Source organism: Chryseobacterium luquanense (assembly GCF_026460945.1).
Lineage (GTDB): Bacteria > Bacteroidota > Bacteroidia > Flavobacteriales > Weeksellaceae > Chryseobacterium > Chryseobacterium luquanense.
Window position 1 is genome coordinate 229411 of sequence record NZ_JAOVZV010000001.1, and the last position, 24321, is coordinate 253731.

General features: G+C 35.5%; 25 protein-coding genes. 13 read left to right on the forward strand and 12 right to left on the reverse strand.

Features of this window, described 5'->3' with window-relative positions:
• The first annotated feature begins 101 nt into the window (after positions 1 to 101).
• Complete coding sequence (locus OEA66_RS01120; protein WP_267279619.1) at positions 102 to 845, forward strand: dienelactone hydrolase family protein; 744 nt, start codon at positions 102 to 104, stop codon at positions 843 to 845.
• A 49-nt stretch (positions 846 to 894) separates the two neighbouring features.
• Here OEA66_RS01120 and OEA66_RS01125 read toward each other — a convergent pair whose 3' ends face one another.
• The 6 genes from OEA66_RS01125 to OEA66_RS01150 all read right to left on the reverse strand — a co-directional run bounded on the left by OEA66_RS01125 (position 895) and on the right by OEA66_RS01150 (position 6141).
• The gene (locus tag OEA66_RS01125; protein WP_267279620.1) at positions 895 to 1125 is read right to left on the reverse strand and encodes a hypothetical protein; all 231 of its coding nucleotides are present in this window, start codon (positions 1123 to 1125) and stop codon (positions 895 to 897) included.
• A gap of 3 nt (positions 1126 to 1128) precedes the next feature.
• Positions 1129 to 1497 (reverse strand): cupin domain-containing protein, encoded by a 369-nt coding sequence (locus OEA66_RS01130; RefSeq protein ID WP_267279621.1) that lies wholly within the window; start codon positions 1495 to 1497, stop codon positions 1129 to 1131.
• A 210-nt stretch (positions 1498 to 1707) separates the two neighbouring features.
• Positions 1708 to 2235, reverse strand: coding sequence for a GNAT family N-acetyltransferase (locus tag OEA66_RS01135; protein WP_267279622.1), 528 nt, complete (start codon positions 2233 to 2235; stop codon positions 1708 to 1710).
• A 12-nt stretch (positions 2236 to 2247) separates the two neighbouring features.
• Complete coding sequence (locus OEA66_RS01140) at positions 2248 to 2853, reverse strand: DUF2911 domain-containing protein (RefSeq protein ID WP_267279623.1); 606 nt, start codon at positions 2851 to 2853, stop codon at positions 2248 to 2250.
• Between the two features lie 246 nt (positions 2854 to 3099).
• Positions 3100 to 4968, reverse strand: coding sequence for a hypothetical protein (locus tag OEA66_RS01145; protein WP_267279624.1), 1869 nt, complete (start codon positions 4966 to 4968; stop codon positions 3100 to 3102).
• Between the two features lie 21 nt (positions 4969 to 4989).
• Positions 4990 to 6141, reverse strand: coding sequence for an ABC transporter ATP-binding protein (locus OEA66_RS01150; RefSeq protein ID WP_267279625.1), 1152 nt, complete (start codon positions 6139 to 6141; stop codon positions 4990 to 4992).
• Between the two features lie 104 nt (positions 6142 to 6245).
• Here OEA66_RS01150 and OEA66_RS01155 point away from each other — a divergent pair, with 104 nt between their 5' ends.
• Complete coding sequence (locus tag OEA66_RS01155; RefSeq protein ID WP_267279626.1) at positions 6246 to 7094, forward strand: hypothetical protein; 849 nt, start codon at positions 6246 to 6248, stop codon at positions 7092 to 7094.
• Positions 7095 to 7108: 14 nt separating this feature from the next.
• Here OEA66_RS01155 and OEA66_RS01160 read toward each other — a convergent pair whose 3' ends face one another.
• Both OEA66_RS01160 and OEA66_RS01165 read right to left on the reverse strand, forming a co-directional pair.
• Positions 7109 to 7291 carry a hypothetical protein gene (locus tag OEA66_RS01160; protein WP_267279627.1) on the reverse strand — a complete coding sequence of 61 codons (183 nt, stop codon included), beginning with the start codon at positions 7289 to 7291 and terminating at the stop codon, positions 7109 to 7111.
• A 12-nt stretch (positions 7292 to 7303) separates the two neighbouring features.
• The gene (locus tag OEA66_RS01165; protein WP_267279628.1) at positions 7304 to 7597 is read right to left on the reverse strand and encodes a hypothetical protein; all 294 of its coding nucleotides are present in this window, start codon (positions 7595 to 7597) and stop codon (positions 7304 to 7306) included.
• 299 nt (positions 7598 to 7896) lie between these two features.
• Here OEA66_RS01165 and fucP point away from each other — a divergent pair, with 299 nt between their 5' ends.
• The 9 genes from fucP (at position 7897) to OEA66_RS01210 (ending at position 15872) form a co-directional block, all read left to right on the forward strand.
• Positions 7897 to 9177, forward strand: coding sequence for an L-fucose:H+ symporter permease (fucP, locus tag OEA66_RS01170; RefSeq protein WP_267279629.1), 1281 nt, complete (start codon positions 7897 to 7899; stop codon positions 9175 to 9177).
• A gap of 134 nt (positions 9178 to 9311) precedes the next feature.
• Positions 9312 to 10952 carry a UxaA family hydrolase gene (locus tag OEA66_RS01175; RefSeq protein WP_267279630.1) on the forward strand — a complete coding sequence of 547 codons (1641 nt, stop codon included), beginning with the start codon at positions 9312 to 9314 and terminating at the stop codon, positions 10950 to 10952.
• 211 nt (positions 10953 to 11163) lie between these two features.
• Positions 11164 to 11928 carry an SDR family NAD(P)-dependent oxidoreductase gene (locus tag OEA66_RS01180; RefSeq protein ID WP_267279631.1) on the forward strand — a complete coding sequence of 255 codons (765 nt, stop codon included), beginning with the start codon at positions 11164 to 11166 and terminating at the stop codon, positions 11926 to 11928.
• Positions 11929 to 12118: 190 nt separating this feature from the next.
• A complete protein-coding gene (locus tag OEA66_RS01185) occupies positions 12119 to 12970 on the forward strand; it encodes a fumarylacetoacetate hydrolase family protein (RefSeq protein WP_267279632.1) in 852 nt (283 codons plus the stop codon).
• Positions 12967 to 13296, forward strand: a complete 330-nt coding sequence (locus tag OEA66_RS01190; protein WP_267279633.1) for an L-rhamnose mutarotase — start codon at positions 12967 to 12969, stop codon at positions 13294 to 13296. Before OEA66_RS01185 ends, OEA66_RS01190 begins: the two co-directional genes overlap by 4 nt.
• A gap of 16 nt (positions 13297 to 13312) precedes the next feature.
• A complete protein-coding gene (locus OEA66_RS01195; RefSeq protein WP_267279634.1) occupies positions 13313 to 14137 on the forward strand; it encodes an amidohydrolase family protein in 825 nt (274 codons plus the stop codon).
• Positions 14138 to 14422: 285 nt separating this feature from the next.
• Positions 14423 to 15205: an L-fucose dehydrogenase gene (locus OEA66_RS01200; RefSeq protein WP_267279635.1), complete on the forward strand. Its 783-nt coding sequence runs from the start codon at positions 14423 to 14425 to the stop codon at positions 15203 to 15205.
• Positions 15206 to 15334: 129 nt separating this feature from the next.
• Entirely contained in the window at positions 15335 to 15589 is a 255-nt protein-coding gene (locus OEA66_RS01205; protein ID WP_267279636.1) for a hypothetical protein, read from the forward strand.
• A gap of 1 nt (position 15590) precedes the next feature.
• On the forward strand, positions 15591 to 15872 hold the full coding sequence (locus OEA66_RS01210; protein WP_267279637.1) for a type II toxin-antitoxin system RelE/ParE family toxin: 282 nt from the start codon (positions 15591 to 15593) through the stop codon (positions 15870 to 15872).
• Between the two features lie 50 nt (positions 15873 to 15922).
• On the opposite strand, the gene carB is transcribed toward OEA66_RS01210, so the two are convergent.
• The 3 genes from carB to OEA66_RS01225 all read right to left on the reverse strand — a co-directional run bounded on the left by carB (position 15923) and on the right by OEA66_RS01225 (position 21553).
• A complete protein-coding gene (carB, locus tag OEA66_RS01215) occupies positions 15923 to 19102 on the reverse strand; it encodes a carbamoyl-phosphate synthase large subunit (protein WP_267279638.1) in 3180 nt (1059 codons plus the stop codon).
• A 235-nt stretch (positions 19103 to 19337) separates the two neighbouring features.
• Entirely contained in the window at positions 19338 to 20411 is a 1074-nt protein-coding gene (locus tag OEA66_RS01220) for a carbamoyl phosphate synthase small subunit (RefSeq protein WP_267279639.1), read from the reverse strand.
• Between the two features lie 251 nt (positions 20412 to 20662).
• Positions 20663 to 21553 (reverse strand): aspartate carbamoyltransferase catalytic subunit, encoded by an 891-nt coding sequence (locus tag OEA66_RS01225; protein WP_047442943.1) that lies wholly within the window; start codon positions 21551 to 21553, stop codon positions 20663 to 20665.
• 242 nt (positions 21554 to 21795) lie between these two features.
• Between OEA66_RS01225 and OEA66_RS01230 the strand changes: the two genes are divergently transcribed.
• Positions 21796 to 22257, forward strand: coding sequence for an Lrp/AsnC family transcriptional regulator (locus OEA66_RS01230; RefSeq protein WP_047442942.1), 462 nt, complete (start codon positions 21796 to 21798; stop codon positions 22255 to 22257).
• Between the two features lie 34 nt (positions 22258 to 22291).
• A complete protein-coding gene (locus tag OEA66_RS01235) occupies positions 22292 to 22768 on the forward strand; it encodes a hypothetical protein (RefSeq protein ID WP_267279640.1) in 477 nt (158 codons plus the stop codon).
• A gap of 33 nt (positions 22769 to 22801) precedes the next feature.
• On the opposite strand, the gene argH is transcribed toward OEA66_RS01235, so the two are convergent.
• Positions 22802 to 24106, reverse strand: a complete 1305-nt coding sequence (gene argH, locus OEA66_RS01240; protein ID WP_267279641.1) for an argininosuccinate lyase — start codon at positions 24104 to 24106, stop codon at positions 22802 to 22804.
• Between the last annotated feature and the right edge of the window lie 215 nt (positions 24107 to 24321).

Consider the following 24321-nt stretch of genomic DNA (forward strand, 5'->3'; position numbering starts at 1 on the left):
TTAAATAGATTTCTATTATTTAATTTTGATTATTAAATTGAAATAACGAGCTTGCTCAAGCAAATTTTTCATTATTTTTTTATTTAATTAAATTACAAAATATGATACGCACCATTTTATTATCAGCATTTCTAATATCTTCAACAACAGTTTTCGCCCAAAACCTTAAAACGGTTTCTTATCAGGATGGATCACAAAAGCTTAACGGATTGGTTACATCCAACGCAGGAAAAAAGCTTCCAGGAGTTTTGATTCTTCCAGCCTGGAAAGGAATTGACGATGAAGCGAAAACAGCAGCGGCAGATTTAGAAAAACAAGGTTACATCGCATTTATTGCAGATATTTATGGGGAAGGAAATATTCCAACCGATAATACTTCTGCTGCAAAAACTGCCGGATTTTACAAAAAAGATTACGCAGCTTATCAGAAAAGGATTTCTTTAGCTTTAGAACAATTAAAGAAAAACGGAGCGATCTCAGATAAAATTGCTGTCATAGGATATTGTTTTGGCGGAACAGGCGCTTTGGAATCTGCAAGAGGAAAATTACCTGTTGTAGGTGTAGTTTCAATTCATGGAAGTATTGGAAAAGATCAGACAAGACCCAATGAATCTATTTCAACTAAAATTTTAGTCGAAAATCCTACAGAAGATAAAAGTGTAACTCCGGAAGACTATAATAATCTGGTAAAAGAAATGAATGATGGCAAAGCAGATTGGCAGATCATTACTTACGCCAACTCAAAACACACATTTACTGACCCAAAATCTCCTGATTATAATGAAATAATGGCAAAAAGAGCCTGGAATCATACGCTCTTGTTTTTGAAAGAAATTTTAAAATAGCAGAAATTTCACAACTAAAAAATAACCTCAAATTAATGAGGTTATTTTTTTATATATCGTTGGTTTCATTACAGTTAGAACACCACCAATATTCTTTTTCTTTATCTTTCAACTTGATTTTTGTTGTCTCTTTGCAATTTTCGCAAACCTGCTCAATATTGTCAGTTTGTTTTGCTTCGTAATCACAATCAAAACAACTCCACGTTGTCAACTGGGTTTTTCCACTGATAAACCATGTAAATGAATTTTCCTTACATTTAGGGCAACTTTGTAACGCCATATCTTAGTTATTTTCTTGTTCTCTGTTAACCAATTCCATTGAAAAAGCAGGAAGGCAAATCGCAATATATTCGCAAGGTTCCGAAAACGGATTGCTGTAACGGACTCTCGCTCCTTTTTCAATCAAAATGCTTTGTCCTTTTTCTAAACCCACAGTTTCTCCGTCAATTTCAAATTGCTTTTTACCGGAGATAATGATGGTAAATTCATCAAATTCAGGAGTTTGATGCGGCTCGCTCCAATTTGGCGGAGCAATCATGTGCGCAATAGAAATATTTGAATTCTGGGTTGAATTTCCCCAATGTTCTTCAATTAATTTCCCATCTGTTGTTTGAACAATAAAAGGTGATTTCTGAATTTTATATTTTTTCATTTTATTACTAATTATTTTTTAACGCAAAGGCCAAGATTTTTTAACTACTAAATGTTTTTAAGTTACACAAGCCGTTTCACTTATAAAAGCTCACAAAGTTTTTTTATATAAAACAAATTGTTGACAAGCTATAATTTAAATCAAATCTCTAGCAGATTTTGCCAGTGATGCTGATGTATTTTCAACATTTCAAATCTGCATGAAAATTATTTAAAAATGATTTTCCATTCTGATTTCATACACAAAATTGGTTCTTGTCGGTTCGCCAAAATAAGCAACTTCTTCTTTCGCAATTTTCTTTCCACCTAATCTTTCTAAAGCAGTCTGTGAACGGAAATTTTCTTTTCCTATATGAAAATGAACCGTATCAACATACTGAAAAATATAATCAAGCATCAGTTTTTTAATCTGCGGATTGATTCCTTTTCCCCAAAATTTTGTTCCGTAAAAAGTATAACCAATGAAAATACTGTTTTTAGATTCATCGAAATCATAGAAACGAGTACTTCCTAAAACATCTCCGCTAGATTTTTCCACAATTTTGAAAGCACCCTTGCTTTCTATTGCACCTTTGAAAAACATTTCAAAAACTTCTCTTTCAAAACGGTTTTTATTAGGATGCTGTTCCCAAACTTTTGGATCAGAAGCGACTTCGTATAAAGACTCAAAATCCCCTTGAGATAAGGGGATTAATTGATATTTATCGTTTTCTAATTCAGGTTGAATTGAAAAATTCATTGATAATAAATTTTAACCTTTAGCTTTTGCAGCGTCAGATTCTATTTTTTTAATTTCCTTCAGTTTCTCTGCAATTTTTGTTACAGTATCTGGTTTAGCAGGTTTCAAAGCAATTTCAGCCTGAGCGGTATCCCATTTAATGACCAAATTCCCGGAATTTTCGTCTGTAGGGTTCAAAGTAATTTCAAACCATTCTTGCTTGTCTGCTAATTTATTTACAGGCACCATTACATCTACAACATCTTGTTTTGGATCATAAGTATAAGCACCCCATTGCTGGAAATCTTTATTCAAAATTACTTTCCATTCTTTTTCAGTTGGTACGATAAACAAACCGTAAGTTCCTGCAGCTACTATTTTCCCCCCGAAATTCACAGACTGTCCGAAAGTAATTTTTGTTGAAGAGTTTGCTCCAGCTCTCCAAACCTGTCCGTAAGGAACCAATTCACCGAAGATTTTTCTTCCTTTTACGCCTGGTCTTCCGTAATCTACAGAAACTTTAGACATTGAAAACTGCTGCTCTACTTTCTGACGCGGACTTGCTGCCGGTACAGAATAATCTTGTGCAAAACTTAAAGCCGAAGCCGAGATACAAACTGCAAATAATAACTTTTTCACTTATTTTAAATTTTGGCTAAAATTACAAAATCGAGTTTATAAATCAATTTTTGACTTTGATAAATTTTGTTAAATTAAAATTGATGAAGAAAATCTTTTATTGTTATGATTATATTTTTTAAATCACTTTTTTCTTTTGAAACAAATCTGCATCCAACAGAGTCTGAATAATATTCACAATTTAAATTTTAAGATTAAATAAAAACCTCATAAAAAATATGAGGTTTGAAAATATGCTATCTAAATTTATTCCGGCATTGCTTTCCATTTCTGCAAAACTGCAGTATAAAAATACATGAAAATAAACCCAAGAATTAAAATGATATAACTCAGCGTGAAGCTTAAATATTCAATAATGCTATTACAATCATCATATGGATAATCGTAATCAATGTTCGTAATAGTATCCGCACATTCAGCTTTCTGATGAATAGTGATAATTATAAAAATCAAGAAAATTAAAAGTACAAAACAATTCATCGAAATATTTACCAAAACCGAAGAAACCGTTTTATTAACCATATCCATTTTTAATAAAGGAATCAGCAAAATAATTAGCCCAATAAACAAAACAAAATAGGAAACAAAAAATTCTTCCTGTCCTCTGAATGTCAATCCATAAAAGACTGTAATTAAAGTAACTAAAAGCATTAAAACTCCTGCGCTAATCACGCTGAAAAGCAAAGAACGAAGTCCAGTAATTCTAAAGCTGAAAATAAATGTGGATAGGAAAAATGCGATCCAGATATAAATATGTATGTTTTCTGAAAAGAAATCATCCTGCTTCATAGAATCTACATTCTTCAAAAGATCTTTCATGCTTTCAGAGACGTAATAATAATCAGTCGTATTATTTTTTACATATTTATCTGGTGCAATCTGTCTGTTTATTTCGGGATTAAATATTCTCAACTTTACACTATCCTGAACGCCATCTCCATTATAAGAAGCAGCTACAGAATCTACAGCAACGGTCGATTCGTAATAAGGTTCATCCTCAAATCTTGAACTTGGCACAAAATCTTTAATAAAATAACGGATTTCAAAATTCGGATTGTCTTTTGAGTAAATTAATGAAGTCCATTTTTTGGCATCAAGATTATTTTTTATCCTATATTTTTTAGAAATAGAAAGAAAATCGCTGAATAGTTTTTCAAGCTCTGCAGGTTTTTTTCTGTTTAATAGTTCTGTTGTTGTTTTATTAATAAACGCTTTTTGATTTTTAAGAGTATAATCTGGAGAGTTTTTATCGTAATAATTGTTTTCTAAGGCACCATCATTGTACCCAGTAAAATCATAATCATAGAAAACCTCTGAAAAGTTGTAAAAACTTGGCTGCGTCGTTTTGATGTAAGCGGAAAGATCTACAACTTCTTTTTTAAAATAAAAAATAGAATATTTTCGTTCAATATCCGTCTCTGAATAAGCTGGCTCAATTTTCTCTGAATATTCAGGTTCATTTGGTATAAAATCTCCTGCTTTATTTTTTCTAAAAGATTTTTTTGAGTACACAGAATTATACTGATAAATTCTATTGTAATACACAAAAAACTTTTTGTTTCGGTCTATTTTCTCAATATCATTTTCACAATACAAATCAGAGAAAATTTTTGGAAACAGTCTGTTTTCCAAAGTATATGATTCTATATTTTGAGAAAGAAAAGGTGCGGTTCTGTTGACAATATCAATATTTTTCGCCATTTCAGAATCAGGATATTTATTGTTAATAAACATTCTGAAACCTACCATATAAGAAAAATAAAACGTCGTACATGAAAAAATAATGATAAAATATTGCACAAACTGGCCAAACAATTTGCCTTTCGATGAAGGATAAAAATTCTTGAATCCATTGTTTTTAAACATCATCAACAACCAGCCAACAACAAGAAGTACTGAAATGATAAGATGAATAAAAATCACTCCATTTCTGAAATAATCATCTCTAACAGAATATTTCTGCAACGATACCGGATCGATATGAGAAAGATATCCTATAATAAAAAAGACGATATGAAAAAATAATGCTGCCAAAAGCATCCAGACAATTTTGGTATTCCAGACTGTAGGATATTTCTCGAGCAGATATTGATTTATTTTATTGATTTTCTGCATTTTAATTAAAATTAAAGAAGATTAATTGACGAAAAATCTTCTCGTAGAAGAAGAGATATTTCTAATGTACACGATTTCCGCCTGAGCATTTCCCAAAGCCGATATTACTTGATGAAACTGAGTTTCCGGGCCAAAATAAGCGACGTAAACTCCACCGTTAAAATTCAGTTTTTCGAGACTGAAATCTTTGAATACTTCCAAAAGTTTTTCTCGGTTTTCATTAGTATCAATTTCAATAATCAATTGACTTTCTCCACCCTCCTGTTTTTCAGAATTGTCTTTATATTTTCCATTTTTCAGGAAAATCACTTTATCTGAAATCTTTTCAACTTCATATAATTGCTGCGAGCTTAAAATCAAGGCAATCGGATGATTCACCGAATTAGCAATCGATTTTAAATCTTCCAGAATTACCTGTTGCGCCAAGACATCGAGGTTCGCCAAAGGTTCATCAAGTAAAAGAATTTCAGGTTTTCTTAAAAGAATTCTCGCCAGTTCGAAACGCATTTTGTAACCTGATGAAAGTTCGTTCCATTTCAGATGTTTGTAATTCCACAATCCGAGACGCGCAATCATCATCAAAGTTCGGGTTTCGTTTTCCTCAGGCGCAACTCCATGGTTTGAAAGAACAAATTTCAAATTATCTTTCAGACTTCCGTACCATTTTTCAGTTCGTTGCGGGATGTAAACCAATTTTGTTCTTAAATCGTATTCATTTTTTGGTTTTTCATTAAATGAATAAGTTAAATTTCCATCATTAAACGAAATTTCATTCGCAAAAATTCTTAAAAGTGTCGTTTTACCATTACCATTCTCTCCTACCAAACCATAAACCTGTCCTTTTCTGATTTCCACAGAAACCGGACCAAGCGAAAAACGGTTACTTCCGTAAGATTTTACAATATCTTTTGCTTTTAAAACAGATTGTTCGGAACTATGCTCTTTTACCTGAACTTTTTCAATTTTGGCGAGAAGACTTTTTGATTTATCTATTAGTTCGTCGATAGCGTGATTTTGAGTTTCTTTCCAATCTGTCAAATCAATCGCTTCTCTATAAATCGACATATCCTGAGTATCAATAGCACAGTCTAACAGTTTTCTGAAACCCAAAACGGTGTCTTTATTATCGAAAAAATGATAGACTTCGGCGACTCTTTGCTGATGTTTCGTCATTTGGTTTATTTAATTTAACCGAAGATAATTATTTTTAAGACAAGTTATATCTAAATGATGAGAAAAAATTATTCTATATTTGGGGATATTTTAAGAATAGAAAAATGTTTAAGAAGTTTAGCTGTTTAGCCATTGTTTTATTGAGTTTAAATCTTTTTAAAACTCAGGAAAAGATTCCATTCAGATTAACGAAACATAATAATATCATTGTAAAAACTTTGGTTAATGATAAAGATTCACTTCATCTGATGTTTCAGATTGCGATGGAAGATGCTTCAATTTCACCGGAAAGAATCAGAAAAGCAGACCATATCCCATTTAAAGATGAAATAAGTGATGGAAATACTGTGAAAATTGGCAACAAAAAGTATGAAAACGTCAGATTTTTTGATAATGAACTTACCGGTCACGAAGCCGATGGAAAGATAGGAACCGGAATTTTTAAAGACAAATATTTTAAAATCGATTACGATAATAATCAATTCCTTACTTATGATAAAGAACCAGATTTAAAAGATTATCAACCGATGAATCTGTATGTAAAAAACGGACAGTTCTACATCATTGCAGACAATGTGATTGAAAGTAAACAACAGGAAGCTTATTTTCTTTTACAGTCGGGTTACTCAGGAGGTTTGCTATACAGTAACGAGTTTGCAGAAGCCAATAATTTGAATGAAAAACTAAAAATTACAGGTGAAAAATCAATGAAAAACTCTGCCGGACAAATCATTACAACCAAACAAGGAGTTTTACCTTTTCTAAAACTCGGAAATATCGTTTTAAAAAATCCAAGTGCAGGATTTTTCACAGGTGATCTTAAAACTCAACATGCTAATTATTTTGCAGCCGATGTTATGCGCCGATTCAACTGGATTTTTGAGAAGGACAGAAAGATAGTTTATATAAAGCCAAGTAAATATTTTAATGAACCTTATTATAAGATTAATTAGTTTAAAAATATTTATTACATTCCCATCATCATCGACATATAATAATTGGCGCAATGCAGTGAAATGAGGAGCAAAATATTTTTTTCGTCGAATGTTTCTAAAATTTCGGAAGTCGTCATTTGATACTCGTAGTTCAAACTATTCCATTTAAAATTCGGTTTCATGATCATAAGCTCAGATCCTTTTGGGTCTGTCAATACAAAAGATTTTTAAAAAAAACCTTTGTGACTGAAGGTATAATTTTTCTCAACATCATCGAAAAATGTATTCAATACAATATTTCCGTCCCAATTCATAGCAAATTTTAACAAAACTTTCTTATCGTTTAGTAATTCAAGCGTTGTTCCCCAAAAACCTTTCTGCTCAACCTGATATTTTGAGTTTAAAATTTCAATTTCAGCATTGAATTTAAACCAATTTTTGTAGTGCAATTCTCCTATTATCTTTTCTTCTTTTGTTATTTTGAAAGTGGTGAATTTTTCTGAAGTTGCAGAGTATTCCATAATGTGCTTTTTCAAATGTATCTGAGTCTAAATTACATTTTATTCACAAACTAAAATCAATTATTTAGAAAATTGATTATTTCCAAAAACAAAAATCATATTAAATAATCATTAACAAATTTCAAAATCTCTTGAACTATCTTGTACTATCCTGCCCCATTCATTTTTTATTCGAAAAATTATTATACTTTTAAAAAGTAGAAAGCTAAGGTTTTAATAGCAGGTAGAATTATTTATTTTAAACATAGCGCAACCGATTACTTTTCTGCGATGTCAAACAATAAAAACAAACCCAATCAATGAACAACACCAATTCTGGGAACTCAATTTCTTCTTCCTCAAAAAAAAGAAATTATGGTTTGCCGCTCATTCTGATCACAAGTTTGTTTTTCTTTTGGGGATTTATTCACAACCTCGACCCAATTTTGATCAAACATTTGCGAAGTGCATTTCAATTAAATCATTTTCAGGCATCTTTGGTTGATTCGGCAGTTTTTGCCGCATACTTTTTACTGGCAATTCCGGCAGGGATGATCATTCAGAAATATGGTTACAAAACAGGAATTCTGGTCGGATTATTCTTCTTTGCAGCAGGATGTTTTCTGTTTGTTCCGGCGGCCAATACCGTGAGTTACCCGTTTTTTCTTGGGGCTTTATTCGTTTTATCCTGTGGTCTGGCAATTTTAGAGACGGCAGCCAATCCGTACATCACCGTTTTAGGACCGCCTGAAAAAGCTACACAGAGATTGAACTTTGCACAGTCTTTCAACGGTTTGGCGGCTTCAATTGCTCCAATCGTTGGCGGAATTTTTATCTTAAGTGAAGAACCAAAATCGCAGGAAGAACTTGCGACGCTCAGTCAAGCAGCAAAATTAGCTTACATTCAGGCTGAAACCTCGCTGGTTAAAGGACCTTACATTATTTTAGGACTAATTCTTTTGTTGGTCATGTTTCTGTTTCTCTTCATCAAACTGCCTGATGTGACGGAAAGCGATGAGAAATCTACAAAGAACTACTTTCAGGTTTTAGGCGTGAAAAATGTGGGATGGGGAGTTTTAGCACAGTTTTTTTACATCGGTGCGCAGATTTACATCTTCAGTTTCCTTTTGGTTTTTGCCGAAGATGCTATTGATATGAAAGGTCAGGAAGCTAAATATTATGCGGGTGTAGCAGGATTTTTATTTATGGTCGGCCGTTTTGCAGGTACTTTTCTGATGAAATATATTTCGCCACAAAAACTTTTAAGAGTTTACAGTATGATCAGCATTGCTCTTACGGTTTGGGTTATCTTCGGATCAGGAGTTTCGACTTTGTACGCATTGGTTGGCTTGACGTTCTTCATGTCCATCATGTTCCCGACGATTTTCGCTTTGGGAATTGAAGGTGCCGGATTGGATACAAAACCTGCTTCAAGTCTTCTCATCATGTCGATTGTCGGAGGCGCAATCATTCCACCGATTGCGAGCAAGATTACAGATATTTCGGGGAACATCCATTTTTCTTATGCAGTTCCGCTTTTATGTTTTGTAATAGTTTTACTGTTTTCTTTAAGATTCAGAAATAAAAAGTCTTCAATATAATGAATGTAAAAAATATCTATGATCTTGGTTAAGTGAAACGCCTTTGTGAAACTGAAAAATAGTAATTAGAAAAAAACTTAGAGAAACTTTGTGTTCAAAAAACAACACAACAGACATTCAATTTTAACTAAAAAATGAGCAATTTAATATTAAAAATAAATCCAAAAGACAACGTTTTAGTCGCGCTTCAGGATATTCCTGCGGAAACTGAAATTGTCTTTGAAGGAAATACATACACCATTTTGGAAGCCATCCCTGCCAAACATAAATTCTTTATGAATGATATGAAACAGGGTGACGAAATTTTCATGTATGGTGTTTTGGTGGGGAAAGTTCAATACGATCTGGCATCAGGAACGAGAATGACGACAGATAATACAAAGCATGCTGCTGATCCGTTTTACTACCGTGATGTGGATTATCAGTGGACGAAACCTGACGTTTCAAGATTTTTGCATAAAACTTTTAAAGGATACCACCGTTCAAATGGTGATGTTGGAACGGCCAATTACTGGCTTTTTATTCCAACCGTTTTCTGTGAAAACCGTAATCTTGATATCATTAAAGAATCTCTGTATGACAGTTTAGGGTATGCGGTCGATGCAAAGTACAAGGATTATACGCAACAATTGGTAGAAGCAATTTCCAAAGGAGATAATTTGGATGAAATTGATTTTTCGCCTTCTAATATTCCGGCGAAAGAGAGAGTTTTTAAAAATGTTGACGGCATCAAATTTCTGAATCACACCGGCGGTTGCGGCGGAACCAGACAGGATTCGGATTCCCTGAGCAAACTTTTGGCAGCTTACGCAGATCATCCTAATGTGGCGGGAGTAACTTTATTAAGTCTCGGCTGTCAGCATCTTCAAATCGATAATTTCAAACGGGATTTGTATAACCGCAATCCTGATTTTGATAAACCATTACTCGTTTTCGAACAGCAAAAAGCGGTCAGTGAAGAAACCATGATCAAAAATGCGATTTTTAAAACACTGAAAGGTCTTCAGGAAATTAATAAAATTGAGCGTGAAGATGCACCGATCAGCAAACTTTGCGTTGGCGTGAAGTGTGGTGGAAGCGATGGTTTCAGCGGTATCTCGGCCAATCCGGCAGTTGGTCATCTTGCGGATATTCTTTCAGTTCTAGGCGCTAAAGTTCTGTTGGCTGAGTTCCCTGAATTGTGTGGCGCAGAGCAAGAATTGATAGACCGAGCAGTAGATCAGCCGACCGCAGAAAAATTCATCAGGCTGATGACCGAGTATGATGAATTGGCGCACGCTGTTGGCTCAGGATTTTACATGAATCCATCGCCCGGAAATATTAAAGACGGACTTATTACCGATGCCATCAAATCTGCAGGAGCAGCAAAAAAAGGCGGTTCATCACCTGTTGTCGATGTTCTTGATTATACTGAAGCAGCGACTAAACCAGGGTTAAGTTTAGTCTGCACGCCTGGAAACGATGTGGAAGCAACCACGGGAAAAGCCGCTTCAGGAGCGACTTTGATATTGTTTACCACAGGACTTGGAACGCCTACTGGAAATCCGGTTTGTCCGGTGATCAAAGTGGCGACAAATACTGTTTTGGCTACGAAAATGTCGGATATTATTGATATTGATACCGGTGCGGTTGTTCGTGGAGAAAAAACCATTCAGGAAATGGGCGAAGATATTTTGGATTTCTGTATTGATGTGGCGAGCGGAAATATTATTCCAAAAGCGGTGGCATTGAATCAGGATGATTTTATTCCGTGGAAACGAGGAGTAAGCTTGTAAATTTGAAACTTTAAACGCAGAGATTTAATTTTAATGTGAAAATTAGAGGAGCAAAGGGTTGCGACAAGTCGCTTAAGCTTGAAAACAAATTCAACTTCAGTTATCTTAGCTGAGTGAAACGCCTTTGCGAACGAAAAATATACAGAACAATATTAAAAAATCTTAGCGCCCTTTGCGTTTAAATAAATTACCAATAAAATTTAATATAAAAATGTTTTCATTAAAAAATAAAAAAGCCGTTGTAACTGGCGGAGGAAGCGGAATTGGACAGGCGATTGCTGTTCAGCTTGCTTCGAATGGTGCGGAAGTTCATATTCTTGAAATTACAGAACAGAATGGACAGGAAACTTTAGAAAAAATCAAATCAGCGGGAGGAAATGCGAAAGTTTATGCCTGTGATGTTTCAAAACAGAAAGATGTCTTAGCAGTTTTCGATCAGATTGGAGCGATCAATATTTTGGTTAACAATGCAGGAATTGCACATATCGGGAAAGCAGATACAACTTCTGAAGAAGATTTTGACAGAATTTATAATATCAACATTAAAGGAGTTTACAACTGTCTTTTTGCTGCGATTCCGCAGATTAGAAAATATGGTGGCGGTGTGATTATCAATATGGCTTCCATTGCTGCGTTGGTGGGAATTCCTGACCGTTTTGCGTACAGTACAGCAAAAGGTGCGGTAAAAGCAATGACCATGAGTGTTGCCAAAGATTATATCAGTGAAAATATCCGTTGTAATTCGATCTCTCCAGCGAGGGTGCATACGCCTTTTGTGGATGGATTTTTACAGAAAAATTATCCTGATAATATTGAAGAAATGTTTGAGAAATTATCGAAAACACAACCCATCGGAAGGATGGCTCAACCTGAAGAAGTTGCCTCGTTGGCGCTGTATTTATGCAGTGATGAAGCGTCATTCATCACTGGCGTAGATTATCCTATTGACGGTGGCTTTACTACTTTGAACAATTAAAATTTGTAAATTAAGCTAAACTTTTGATTCGGGCTACACACCCCTAGCCCCGATAGAAACGGCATCATTTTTTGTCATTGCGGCTGCGAAACAGTTCAACTTCTTATCTCAATTGTCCGCAATGACAAAAAAGATACAGTGGATAGCGGGATTAGCTTCAAATAGAATTATACCTTCTAAAAAAAATAATATGAAATTAATAAAATTCGGAAAACCGGGACAGGAAAAACCGGGAGTCATTATTGATGATAAAAGATATGATGTTTCTCATCTGGTAAAAGATTACGATGAAAACTTCTTTTCCAGTGACGCTATTGAAAATTTAAAATCGGAAATAAACACACAGAATTTACCCGAAATTTCTGCCGATGAAAGGCTGGGATCACCTTTGGCCAGACCATCCAAGATCATCTGTGTAGGATTGAACTATAAAGATCACGCAGCAGAGACTAATGCTCCGATTCCACAGGAACCGATTTTGTTTTTTAAGGCTACGACGGCAATTGTGGGTCCGAATGACGACCTGATTATTCCAAAAACCAGTACAAAAACCGACTGGGAAGTTGAGCTGGCCATCGTCATTGGAAAAAAAGCGAGCTATGTTTCTGAGGAAAATGCGCTGGAACACGTTGCAGGTTATGTTCTGCACAACGATTACAGCGAAAGAGCCTTTCAGCTGGAAAGAAACGGACAGTGGGTAAAAGGAAAAAGCTGTGACACTTTTGCGCCGATCGGCCCTTTCATTGCGACGCCGGACGAGATTGAAGACGTTCATAATCTGCGTTTGTGGCTGAAAGTGAATGGAGAAATTTTGCAGGATGGAAATACTTCCAATCTGATTTTTGATGTGCCTTTTATTGTGAGCTACATCAGCCAGTTTATGACTTTGCTTCCCGGAGATATTATCAGTACGGGAACGCCTGCCGGTGTCGGTTTGGGACAAAAGCCTGAGCCTTGGTATCTGAAACCAGGCGATGTGGTGGAACTGGGAATTGACGGTTTGGGAAGCAGTACCCAGAAAGTAAAAGCATACGACGAATGAAAAAATTCTGTCTCGCTCTCGACTTAATTGATGACCCTAAACTGATTGCCGAATACGAAAACTATCATCAAAATATCTGGCCAAAAGTCAGACAAAGTATTTTGGATTCCGGAATTATAAATATGGAGATTTACCGTGTTCAAAATCGGTTATTCATGATTATTGAAGCTGAGGACAGTTTTTCTTTTGAGGCTAAAAATGATGTGGATCAAAACAATCCGAAAGTTCAGGAATGGGAAGAATTGATGTGGAAATTCCAGCATCAGTTGCCCACTTCGAAAGAAGGAGAAAAGTGGCGGTTGATGGACAGAATTTTTACGTTATAAATAAGATTTGAAATAAATGATTATAGATTCTCACGTACATTTCTGGAATTTTAATCCGGTGCGCGATGCCTGGATTACGGAAGAAATGACGGCAATCCGGAGAGATTTTTTGCCGGAAGATTTTTCTTTGCTTTTAAAAGAAAATCAGGTTGATGGATGCGTTGCTGTTCAGGCTGACCAAAGCGATGACGAGACTACTTTTCTGTTGGATTTAGCTAAAAAAAATCCGATGATTAAAGGAGTTGTCGGCTGGATTGATTTGGCTTCTGACAAACTTGAAGAGTCTATTGAAAATTATCAGTCTGAAAAATTAATTAAAGGTTTCAGACACGTTGCAGAGGGAGAAGATATGGGTTTTTTACTGCAGAAGAAGATTCTAAAAGGAATCTCTACACTTCATCAGTTTAATTATACTTTTGATATTTTGTTGAGACAGGATCAGCTTTCAGATGCGGTAAAACTTTCGGAGAAACTTCTTGAGCAACCTTTCATTCTGGATCATTGCGGCAAGCCCGATCTGAAGACCAACGAACTGAAAGACTGGAAAGAAAATATTTCGGAACTGGCTCAAAACCCAAATGTCTATTGCAAAGTTTCGGGACTTTTAACGCAGGGAAACTGGAATTTGGCTGACGAAAAATCCATTTTTGAAATTTTTGATTTTGCCTTTTTGAAGTTTGGAATTAAACGTTTGGTTTTCGGAAGCGACTGGCCTGTAATGTTGCTGGGAGGAAATTATGCTTTGTGGTTGGAATTGATTTCAAAATATTTGGAACAATTTTCAATAGAGGAACAGGAATTTTTTTTCTCGGGGAATGCCGTGGAATTTTATAAACTATGATTTTAAAGGCACAAAAGATTTTGACACATGAGTCACATTAGATTTAAGTTTAATGCTTTGAGAATATTTAGAGCACATAAGTTTAAAAATCAAAGATTTTTATTGCTGAAAAAATCTTTTTACACACTTTAGTCTTGGCTGAGTAGAACGCTTTTGCCTCAATGATATAATTAATTTTATTTGAATCGACGAAACTTCGTTTGCAAACGAAAATACACAGAACAATTCTCAAAAATTCTTGCGGTCATTGTGCCTAAAAGACTTTTAAAAAATTATTTTTAAATTATGAATTTACATCTCGACCATAAAGTGATCATCGTAAGCGGCGGTGCGAAGGGAATCGGAAATGCCATTGCAAAAATATTAGCTGAAGAAAATGCTTTGCCCATTATTATCGGCAGAAATGAAAATGATAACGGAAAAGCAGTTCAGGAAATCGTTAAAAATGGTGGAAAAGCTGATTTTGTGACCGCTGAACTTTCTCAACCTGAAGAATGCAAAAAAGCCATAGATGAAGTCGTAAAAAAATATGGCAAAATCGATGGGATTGTGAATAATGCAGGCGTGAACGATGGTGTTGGTCTTGAAAATGGTTCTTATGAAGGTTTCATTTCATCTTACCATAAAAACGTGGTGCATTACTACCTTTTGGTGCATCACGCACTTCCCTATCTGAAGGAAAGTAAAGGTTCTATTTTAAATATTGGAAGCAAAACTGCAGAAACCGGACAAGGCGGAACTTCAGGTTATGCCGCAGCAAATGGTGCCAGAAATGCCCTGACAAGAGAATGGGCAGTGGAACTTTTGCCTTACAGCATCCGTGTGAATGCCATCATCGTTGCCGAAGCATGGACTCCACTTTACGAATCGTGGATTTCTACTTTTGAAAATCCTGAAGAAAAATTGAAAAGTATTACTTCAAAAATCCCTTTGGAAAGCCGCATGACGACCTCAGAAGAAATTGCAAATATGGCGGCATTTCTTTTATCGGAAAAATCTTCGCATACCACTGGGCAATTGATTCATGTGGATGGTGGGTATGTGCATTTGGACAGGAGTTTGGGGTAAAATGGATACCTTTTTTGGTCGACTGTAATCATTAGTTAAAAGATTTACAATTTATCTAAACAAAAATTTGAAAGTAAGAATTATAATCTTCAATAAAAATTTTTATTAACTTTGATAAAAATATGACCAATGAGTTCTAATACGTTACATATAATCAACCAAAAACTGAAAGATGAACCGGAGGAAATTCTCAAACAGGTTTTAGGATATTTGGATGGAATTGTTGAAAACAAATCTGAAAAAAATTGGTATGAACATAATGTCAATTACCAATTGACAGATCAGCAGAAACGTGAATTGGATGCAATGGAAAATTTGAAAGACGAAGATTTTATGCCTATTGAAGATTTATTTGCTGAAATGAAGGCAAAGTATGGTGTTTAAAATGACCACTACTTCCGAAGCTAATAGAGACATTATAAATTCTTTCGAATATTACAAAAATGTCGCTGGTAAAAAAGTGGCAGATAGTTTTTTCAAGGATTTTAAATTTACAGTGAGCAAAATAAAAAAAATTTCTTACTATGAGAAAATCCATAATGATTTCCATCGGTTACCATTTAAAATTTTTCCGTTCATCATTATTTATAAGATTGAAAAAGAAAAACAAATCATCAGAATTTTCAGAGTTTTTCATACTTCACAAAATCCTGAAAAATATCCATAAAAAAAGCGGAAGAAAAAATCTCCCGCTTTTACTTTATCTCAATCCGAAAACTACATCGTTTCCATCTTAAAGCTCATACTTTCAATCACTTTCAGGATCGCTTCAACTGTATCCATTGATGTTAAACAAGGAACACCGTTTTCAACGCTCATTCTTCTGATCTGGAAACCGTCTCTTTCAGACTGTTTTCCTTTCGTCATCGTGTTGACAACGTACTGAACTTTTCCTTTCTGAATCAAGTCGATTAAGTTTACACTTTCCTCTCCGATTTTGTACCCGATTTTGCATGGAATACCTTTTTCTTCGAAGAATTTTGCAGTTCCTTCTGTTGCCCAGATTCTGAAACCAACTTCGTGGAATCTTGAAGCTAAATCAGCAGCTTCCTGCTTGTGTTTATCAGCTACCGTAAATAAGATTGAACCGTGCATCGGAACCTTTCTTCCAGCTGCAACCAATCCTTTGTAAAGTGCTTTTTCCAAAGTCGTGTCTTTCCCCATTACTTCTCCTGTAGACTTCATTTCTGGGCCTAAAGAGATATCAACTTTCGTTAATTTTGAGAAAGAGAACACGGGAACTTTTACGAAAACACCTTCTTTGTTTGGAACCAATCCGTTTTTGTAGCCTAAATCTTTCAGTTTCTGACCTAAAATTGCTTTCGTAGCAAGATTTGCCATCGGAACATCCGTAATTTTAGATAAGAAAGGAACTGTTCTTGACGAACGTGGATTCACTTCAATTACGTACACATTTCCTTCAAAAAGAACGTACTGGATATTCATTAAACCAATTACATTCAATCCTTTAGCTAATCTTTGAGTATAATCAACCAAAGTATCGATTTCTGCCTGAGAAACATTCTGTGGCGGATACACAGCAATCGAGTCACCGGAATGAACTCCTGCTCTTTCGATATGTTCCATAATTCCAGGAATAATTACCGTTTCGCCGTCACAAATTGCATCGACTTCCACTTCTCTTCCTGTAATGTAACGGTCTACCAAAACCGGCTGATCCGGACTTGCATCTACCGCAAATTCCATGTAGTGCGCCAATTCTGCTTCTGTGTACACAATTTCCATGGCTCTACCTCCCAAAACGTAGCTCGGACGAACCAAAACCGGGTAACCAATTTCGTTGGCAATCACAATCGCTTCTTCTTTTGAAGTCGAAGTTTTTCCTAGAGGCTGAGGAATTCCCATTTCCTGAAGGGCTTTTTCAAACTTATCTCTGTTTTCAGCTCTATCCAAATCTTCCAGTGAAGTTCCTAAAATCTGAACGCCGTAAGCGGCTAATTTATCTGCTAAGTTGATGGCAGTCTGTCCACCAAACTGTACAACAACACCTTTTGGTTTTTCCAGGTCGATGATGCTCATCACATCTTCTTCCGTCAAAGGTTCGAAATATAATTTATCTGAAATCGAAAAGTCTGTAGAAACGGTTTCAGGGTTATTGTTGATTATAATCGCTTCATAACCCATTTCTTTGATCGCCCAAACCGAGTGAACCGTTGCGTAATCAAATTCAACTCCCTGCCCGATTCTGATTGGTCCGGAACCTAGAACGATGATTTTTTCTTTATCGGTTACTACAGATTCGTTTTCTTCCTCGTAAGTTCCGTAGAAATATGGAGTTTCAGATTCAAATTCAGCTGCACAGGTATCTACCATTTTGTAAACCGGCACAATTCCGTTTTCTTTTCTGAAATTGTACACCTCTCTCTGCGTAGATTCCCATAAATGAGCGATATTCTGATCTGAGAAACCTAATTTTTTAGATTCAATTAAAATATCTTTATCGAATCTGTTCGCTGCAATTGTCTTTTCGAAATCAACTAATTTTTTTAATTTCCAGATGAAGAATTTATCGATTTTACTCCATTCTACGATTTGTTCCCAGTCGTAACCTCTTCTTAAAGCGTCACAAATGATGAACAGTCTTTCGTCATCACAAACTCTGATTCTTCTTTCGATATCTTCGTCAGTTAAAGCTGCAGCCTGTTTTGTTTTTAAACCTAAATGTCTCAAACCTGTTTCCAGAGAACGCACTGCTTTTTGTAGAGACTCTTCGAAGTTTCTTCCGATTGCCATTACTTCACCAGTCGCTTTCATTTGAGTTGACAGTCTTCTGTCAGCCGTCTCAAATTTGTCGAAAGGAAATCTTGGGAATTTAGTTACCACATAATCCAAAGCAGGCTCGAAACATGCGTAAGTTTTTCCTGTAACCGGATTCATAATTTCATCTAAAGTCAATCCCACAGCGATTTTAGCAGCAATCTTAGCAATCGGATAACCAGTTGCTTTTGATGCCAATGCCGATGAACGGGAAACTCTTGGGTTTACTTCGATAATGTAGTAATCGAATGAATGCGGGTCTAAAGCCAACTGTACGTTACATCCACCTTCAATTCCTAAAGCTCTGATGATTTTCAGTGAAGCATTTCTCAAGAGCTGGTACTCTCTGTCTGAAAGCGTCTGAGATGGCGCCACAACAATTGAGTCTCCTGTGTGAACTCCCACCGGATCTATATTTTCCATATTACAAACCACAATCGCATTGTCGTTTGCATCACGCATTACTTCGTATTCAATTTCTTTGAAACCTGCGATTGATCTTTCGATCAGACACTGCGTAACCGGACTGTATTTCAATCCCAATTCAGCAATTTCCTTTAATTCAGTTTCGTTGGCAGCGATTCCACCACCAGTTCCACCCATTGTAAAGGCAGGACGAACAATCACCGGATAACCGATTTCGTCAGCAAAACGGAGTGCTCCTTCAACTGTTGTTACGATGTCAGATTCCGGAACCGGTTCGTTTAATTCTCTCATCAATTCACGGAACAGATCTCTGTCTTCCGCTCTGTTGATTGCAGAAAGTGTAGTTCCTAAAACTTCCACTTTGCATTCTTCTAGAATTCCTGATTTCTCCAGTTCTACGGCCATGTTCAAACCTGTTTGTCCACCAAGTGTTGGTAAAAGTGCATCCGGACGCTCTTTTCTGATGATGTGACTCACAAACTGAAGTGAAATCGGCTCGATGTAAACCTTGTCAGCAATTTCAACATCCGTCATAATCGTCGCAGGGTTTGAATTAATCAAAATCACCTTGTACCCTTCTTCTCTCAGTGAAAGACAAGCCTGCGTTCCTGCGTAATCAAATTCCGCCGCCTGACCGATGATAATTGGGCCGGAACCGATTACTAAAATTGTTTTTATGTCGTTTCTTTTCATTTTTAAATTTATCCTTTTGTTGTTGAACCCTTTCGGGTTCGGATGATGATTGTTTCACCAATACCATAGGTTTCACCTACGGCTATTTATATTGAATCCTTCGGATTCTTCTAATTTCCACCTTTAATTTGCAGCGAATTGCCCGCAGCCCGACTTGAGTGGAGCTCTTTTTGTGAGGAGGCACGACGAGCAAAAAAGCGGGAACGGAAGGCGGATAAGCTGCCCAAATAATCTCCTAATTTTTAAAATCCTCCATCATCGTGATGAAATCATCAAACAAATAATTCGCATCTTCAGGACCCGGACTCGCTTCAGGGTGATACTGAACTGAGAAGCACGGATGAATCTTATGTCTAAGACCTTCATTTGTTCTGTCATTCAATGCGATATGAGTCTCTATTAAATCTGTTTCTTTAAGGCTCTCCTGATCAACAGCATAACCGTGATTTTGAGAGGTAATTGCTACTTTGTTTTTTTCTAAATCCAAAACAGGGTGATTTCCTCCTCTATGACCGAATTTTAATTTGAATGTTTTTGCACCGCAAGCAAGGCCAATCAACTGATGTCCAAGGCAAATCCCGAAAATTGGAACTTTACCGAGCAATCCGCGGATCATTTCTAGAGCTTTTTGGTTGTCTTCAGGATCTCCGGGACCGTTGGATAACATAATTCCATCCGGATCCATCAGCAAAATTTCTTCTGCTGTAGTATCATGAGAAACAACAATTATGTCGCAGTTTCTTTGAGATAATTCTCTGATTATCCCTAATTTAGATCCAAAATCCACAAGCACTACTTTAAGTCCTCTTCCCGGATTGGCGTAAGAAGTTTTTGTTGAAACCTGCTCTACCTGATTTGTTGGGAAAGTAGTTGATTTTAATTCTTCAACGGTAATATTTTCGTCTGCATCTGCATTCACGATTTTTCCTTTTACCACACCTGAGTTACGAAGAATTCTTGTCAGCCTTCTGGTGTCAATTCCTGAAATTCCTGAAAGATTTTTCTTTTTAAACAGTTCCTGTAACGTAATCTGAGTTCTGAAATTGGAAGGCAAATCGCAAATTTCCTTTACAATAAGACCTTTAATTGCAGGCTCGATGCTTTCGTAGTCATCACGGTTGATCCCGTAATTTCCGATCAGCGGATACGTCATGCAAACAATCTGACCGCAGTATGACGGGTCAGAAATCAATTCCTGATATCCTGTCATTCCGGTATTGAAAACCACCTCTCCTGCTGTCTCCAAATCTGCTCCGAAACCTTCTCCATGAAATACTTCACCGGACTCCAGTATTAATTTTTTCTTCATTTTAACTTTTATCTTTATTTCTATTTTTTAATCTTTTCCAACCTATCTGATTTTTGATTCCGCCCTTTCAGGGCTCAAGGACATCAATCTCTCCTTTTAACTCCATGGGCTTCACCCATGGCTATTGATAGGTCGCCCTTTCGGGGCTTTCTTCGGCATTATTTCTTTTTGTTGAAATTTCTTAGCAATTTAAATTGAATCTTAAGAAATCTCAAAAGCATTCACACCTGGCTCTTTTAACCTTTACCTTTTTACTTAAAAGAAAAACCTTTCTCCTCTAAAGCATTTTTCAGAATCGCCATTCTTGCGAAAACACCGTTCTGCATTTGTTTGAAAATTCTTGAGCGTTCACATTCCACCAAATCGGTATCGATTTCTACGCCTCTGTTGATGGGTGCGGGATGCATGATGATGGCTTCCTTTTTCATGGTTTTTTCTCTGGCTTTCGTCAGACCATATTTTTTATGATATTCCGACGCTGAGAAACTCATTTTTGAATCGTGTCTTTCGTGCTGGATTCTCAGCAACATCAAAACATCAACATCATGAATCATCTCATCTACAGAAAGATACGTACCGTTAATTAAAGCTCCTTCGTCAAACCACTGTTCAGGTCCTGAGAAGTAAACTTTAGCGCCTAATCTTCTCAAAGCTTCAGCATTGGAGTTGGCAACACGGCTGTGTTTAACATCACCAACGATTCCTATTTTCAATCCTTCGAAGGTTCCGAATTCCTGATAAATTGTCAGCAAATCGAGCATACACTGTGAAGGATGATTTCCTGTTCCGTCGCCACCGTTGATTACCGGAATGTTGATATTCTTCAATTCATCAAAATAACGGTCTTTTTTATCTCTGATCACGACAAGATTTACCCCTATGCTTTCAATCGTTTTTACGGTATCATATAAACTTTCACCTTTGTTGACAGAACTGTTGGAAGCATCAAAAGGAACGACCTGCAAACCCAGTTTTCTTTCGGCAACATCGAAGCTTGTTTTCGTTCTTGTGCTGTCTTCAAAAAACAGATTTGAACAGAATACTTCGCCTTCAATTTTGGCAGTTTTCCCGTTGGCAAAAGCTAAAGCTTCCGTCAGTATCTTATTGATTTTCTCTGTACTTAGTTCGGTAATCGTAAACATAAAATCTTAATTTTTGAACATAAAAAAAGCGAAGAAAATATCTTCGCTTAAAATAAATAAATATCGTAAAGGGCGTCTACGCCCGGTAATTCTAATGATATAAATACTGTGTTATTCATTAGGTGCAAAGATATAACATTTGGGTAACATGACAAAGTGAAACCTCAAAAAAATTAAAAAACTTCAATCGCTGGTTATTCTCATTTATTCTTAATATTTTTGTTAGAATTCAAATACAGTTTATGGACGCAAAAGACAGGATGATTCTCAGCATAATTCAGGAAGACTCTACTTTCTCAGTGAAAGAAATTTCAGAGAAAATAGGTTTAACCTTTACCCCAACTTATGAACGCATCAAACAGTTGGAGAAACAGGGGATTATTGAGAAATATGTCGGTCTTCTGAACCGTGAAAAACTCGGTTTAAATATTGTCGTTTACTGCAACGTCCGCCTCAAGGAGCAGTCCAAAAAAGTTCTCGAAACTTTCGAGAAAAATATTATGCAACATGATGAAGTGCAGGAGATCATCAGCCTTTCGGGCGAATATGATTATATGCTGAAAATCATTGCAAAAGATATTAATTCTTATAATGATTTTACAGTTAATGTGATTTCAAATATTCCCAGTATCGGGCAATATCACAGTTCGATTGTGCTTCATGAGGTGAAAAAGTCGACTAAGTTTAAGATTGATTTGGGGTAAAAACTTATAAACTCAAGCATTAATATAAATAATAATGAAATCAAAAATAAACTTTGAATCTTTTCTAATCATATATTTCGCAACATTCATGTTATCAATTATTTTTCCCTTTGTTATAATAGATCTTTCAAAAGACATATTAATAGAATTTAATTTAATAAAAATTTTAAAAATTTGCCTTCTTCTCTTTTCTTTAATTTTTGTTTGGAGTTTTTTCTTAAAGATTCATACTAAAATAAAAATCACCAATGATAAGATAGAATTTAATAAATTATTTAAAAGTTCAAAATATGAATTTAATGATTTGAGTTATTATGTTGAAAGGAATGAACCTGCCCGTTTTAAAAATTATCAAGCAATATTTTTAATTCAAAACAATAAAATCATTGAAAGAATTTCGGAATTTGATTATTCAAACTATGAAGAGATAAAAAATCATCTCAATCTCCCTAAAAAACAAAATTACAAATTGAAGACTATTGATTTTTTAAAAATATTGCTTAAAATTTGAAACAATTTTACTTCATAATTAAGTTGATCTTAATTACCCCAACAATTTAATTTTCAATTTATTAAACTGATATTCAATTTTATCCAAACATAAATTCCCAATACTTCCCTGATGAGTATGATTTAAATTCTTAATTTCAAAATCAAACTGGTTATTTTCAATCTCCTGCCCTACTTTTACATACGCATCACGGAATGAGCTTCCGTTTTTCACTTCTTCATTGATCTTCTCTACACTGAAAAGATATTTATACTTTTCGTCACCCAAAATCCCATCTTTCACCTGAATATTTGGTAAGGTATAGCTTAAAATTTCAAGACATTCTTTCAACGAATCAATTGCGGGGAACAAGATTTCCTTTGTCAGTTGCATATCTCGATGGTAGCCTGACGGAAGATTATTCGTCAATAATATAAATTCATTCGGCAACGACTGAATTCTGTTGCAACGCGCACGAACCAACTCAAAAATATCCGGATTTTTCTTGTGCGGCATAATGCTGCTTCCCGTTGTAAATTCTTTTGGAAAATTTATAAAATCAAAATTCTGACTTAAATACAGGCAAACATCATAGGCAAATTTACCTAATGTTCCTGCCAAAGTCGCCATTGCCATCGACAACATTTTCTCTGACTTTCCACGTGTCATTTGAGCGTAAACCGAGTTATAATTCATCGATTGAAAACCTAAATTGTACGTCGTACTCTCCCGGTCAATCGGGAAAGATGAACCATAACCTGCCGCCGATCCTAATGGATTTTTATTAATGATATTTTTAACAGAGAAAAGCATTTCAAAATCATCCAACAACGCTTCTGCATAGGCTCCAAACCATAATCCAAAAGACGAAGGCATTGCAATCTGTAGATGCGTATAACCTGGAAGCAAAACATTTTTATGCTGGTCTGCCAGTTGAATTAATATTTGAAAAAATCCGTCTGTCAATGTTGTGATCTCGCGGATTTCATCTAATAAATACAGTTTTATATCCAATAAAACCTGATCATTTCTTGAACGTGCGGTGTGAATTTTCTTTCCTGTGTCTCCTAATTTTTCAATTAAAATAGATTCAATCTGAGAATGAATATCTTCCGCTGTTTTATCAATTTCAAAAGTTCCGTTTTCGATTTCTTCTAAAACTTCTTCCAAAACAGATAATATCTGCACTGATTCTTCATTGGAAACAATTCCAACTTCTGCCAGCATTTTACAGTGCGCCATCGAACCTTTCACATCGTATTTTGCTAAACGTTCATCGAAATCAAGATCTTTCCCGACTGTAAATTTATTGACTAATATGTTGGTGGCATTATCGTCTTTTTGCCATATTTTTTTCATAATTATTCTTTTCTTTCTAAAAATGGAAACTCTAAAAAAATCCATTTAAATATTATTTTAAAATTTTTCTTTTGTCTTGAAACAAAAGAAACAAAAGTTCAAGACTGGAAACTCCGGCTAAAAATTAAAATTAAATCCTAAAATCCCCAAAACTTGCGCGAATTCAGTATTTATTCTTCAGTTCAAAATTATTGTCGCGCTTCAAACAGTGGGAA

Coding starts and splice junctions, on each gene's coding strand:
- fucP (WP_267279629.1), top strand. CDS start 7,897: ATGAACAACACCAATTCTGGGAACTCAATTTCTTCTTCCTCAAAAAAA.
- argH (WP_267279641.1), bottom strand. CDS start 24,106: ATGAAAAAAATATGGCAAAAAGACGATAATGCCACCAACATATTAGTC.
- carB (WP_267279638.1), bottom strand. CDS start 19,102: ATGAAAAGAAACGACATAAAAACAATTTTAGTAATCGGTTCCGGCCCA.
- OEA66_RS01200 (WP_267279635.1), top strand. CDS start 14,423: ATGAATTTACATCTCGACCATAAAGTGATCATCGTAAGCGGCGGTGCG.
- OEA66_RS01125 (WP_267279620.1), bottom strand. CDS start 1,125: ATGGCGTTACAAAGTTGCCCTAAATGTAAGGAAAATTCATTTACATGG.
- OEA66_RS01225 (WP_047442943.1), bottom strand. CDS start 21,553: ATGTTTACGATTACCGAACTAAGTACAGAGAAAATCAATAAGATACTG.
- OEA66_RS01120 (WP_267279619.1), top strand. CDS start 102: ATGATACGCACCATTTTATTATCAGCATTTCTAATATCTTCAACAACA.
- OEA66_RS01210 (WP_267279637.1), top strand. CDS start 15,591: ATGACCACTACTTCCGAAGCTAATAGAGACATTATAAATTCTTTCGAA.
- OEA66_RS01230 (WP_047442942.1), top strand. CDS start 21,796: ATGGACGCAAAAGACAGGATGATTCTCAGCATAATTCAGGAAGACTCT.
- OEA66_RS01235 (WP_267279640.1), top strand. CDS start 22,292: ATGAAATCAAAAATAAACTTTGAATCTTTTCTAATCATATATTTCGCA.
- OEA66_RS01220 (WP_267279639.1), bottom strand. CDS start 20,411: ATGAAGAAAAAATTAATACTGGAGTCCGGTGAAGTATTTCATGGAGAA.
- OEA66_RS01165 (WP_267279628.1), bottom strand. CDS start 7,597: ATGGAATACTCTGCAACTTCAGAAAAATTCACCACTTTCAAAATAACA.
- OEA66_RS01190 (WP_267279633.1), top strand. CDS start 12,967: ATGAAAAAATTCTGTCTCGCTCTCGACTTAATTGATGACCCTAAACTG.
- OEA66_RS01155 (WP_267279626.1), top strand. CDS start 6,246: ATGTTTAAGAAGTTTAGCTGTTTAGCCATTGTTTTATTGAGTTTAAAT.
- OEA66_RS01205 (WP_267279636.1), top strand. CDS start 15,335: ATGAGTTCTAATACGTTACATATAATCAACCAAAAACTGAAAGATGAA.
- OEA66_RS01150 (WP_267279625.1), bottom strand. CDS start 6,141: ATGACGAAACATCAGCAAAGAGTCGCCGAAGTCTATCATTTTTTCGAT.
- OEA66_RS01145 (WP_267279624.1), bottom strand. CDS start 4,968: ATGCAGAAAATCAATAAAATAAATCAATATCTGCTCGAGAAATATCCT.
- OEA66_RS01195 (WP_267279634.1), top strand. CDS start 13,313: ATGATTATAGATTCTCACGTACATTTCTGGAATTTTAATCCGGTGCGC.
- OEA66_RS01180 (WP_267279631.1), top strand. CDS start 11,164: ATGTTTTCATTAAAAAATAAAAAAGCCGTTGTAACTGGCGGAGGAAGC.
- OEA66_RS01175 (WP_267279630.1), top strand. CDS start 9,312: ATGAGCAATTTAATATTAAAAATAAATCCAAAAGACAACGTTTTAGTC.
- OEA66_RS01185 (WP_267279632.1), top strand. CDS start 12,119: ATGAAATTAATAAAATTCGGAAAACCGGGACAGGAAAAACCGGGAGTC.
- OEA66_RS01135 (WP_267279622.1), bottom strand. CDS start 2,235: ATGAATTTTTCAATTCAACCTGAATTAGAAAACGATAAATATCAATTA.
- OEA66_RS01130 (WP_267279621.1), bottom strand. CDS start 1,497: ATGAAAAAATATAAAATTCAGAAATCACCTTTTATTGTTCAAACAACA.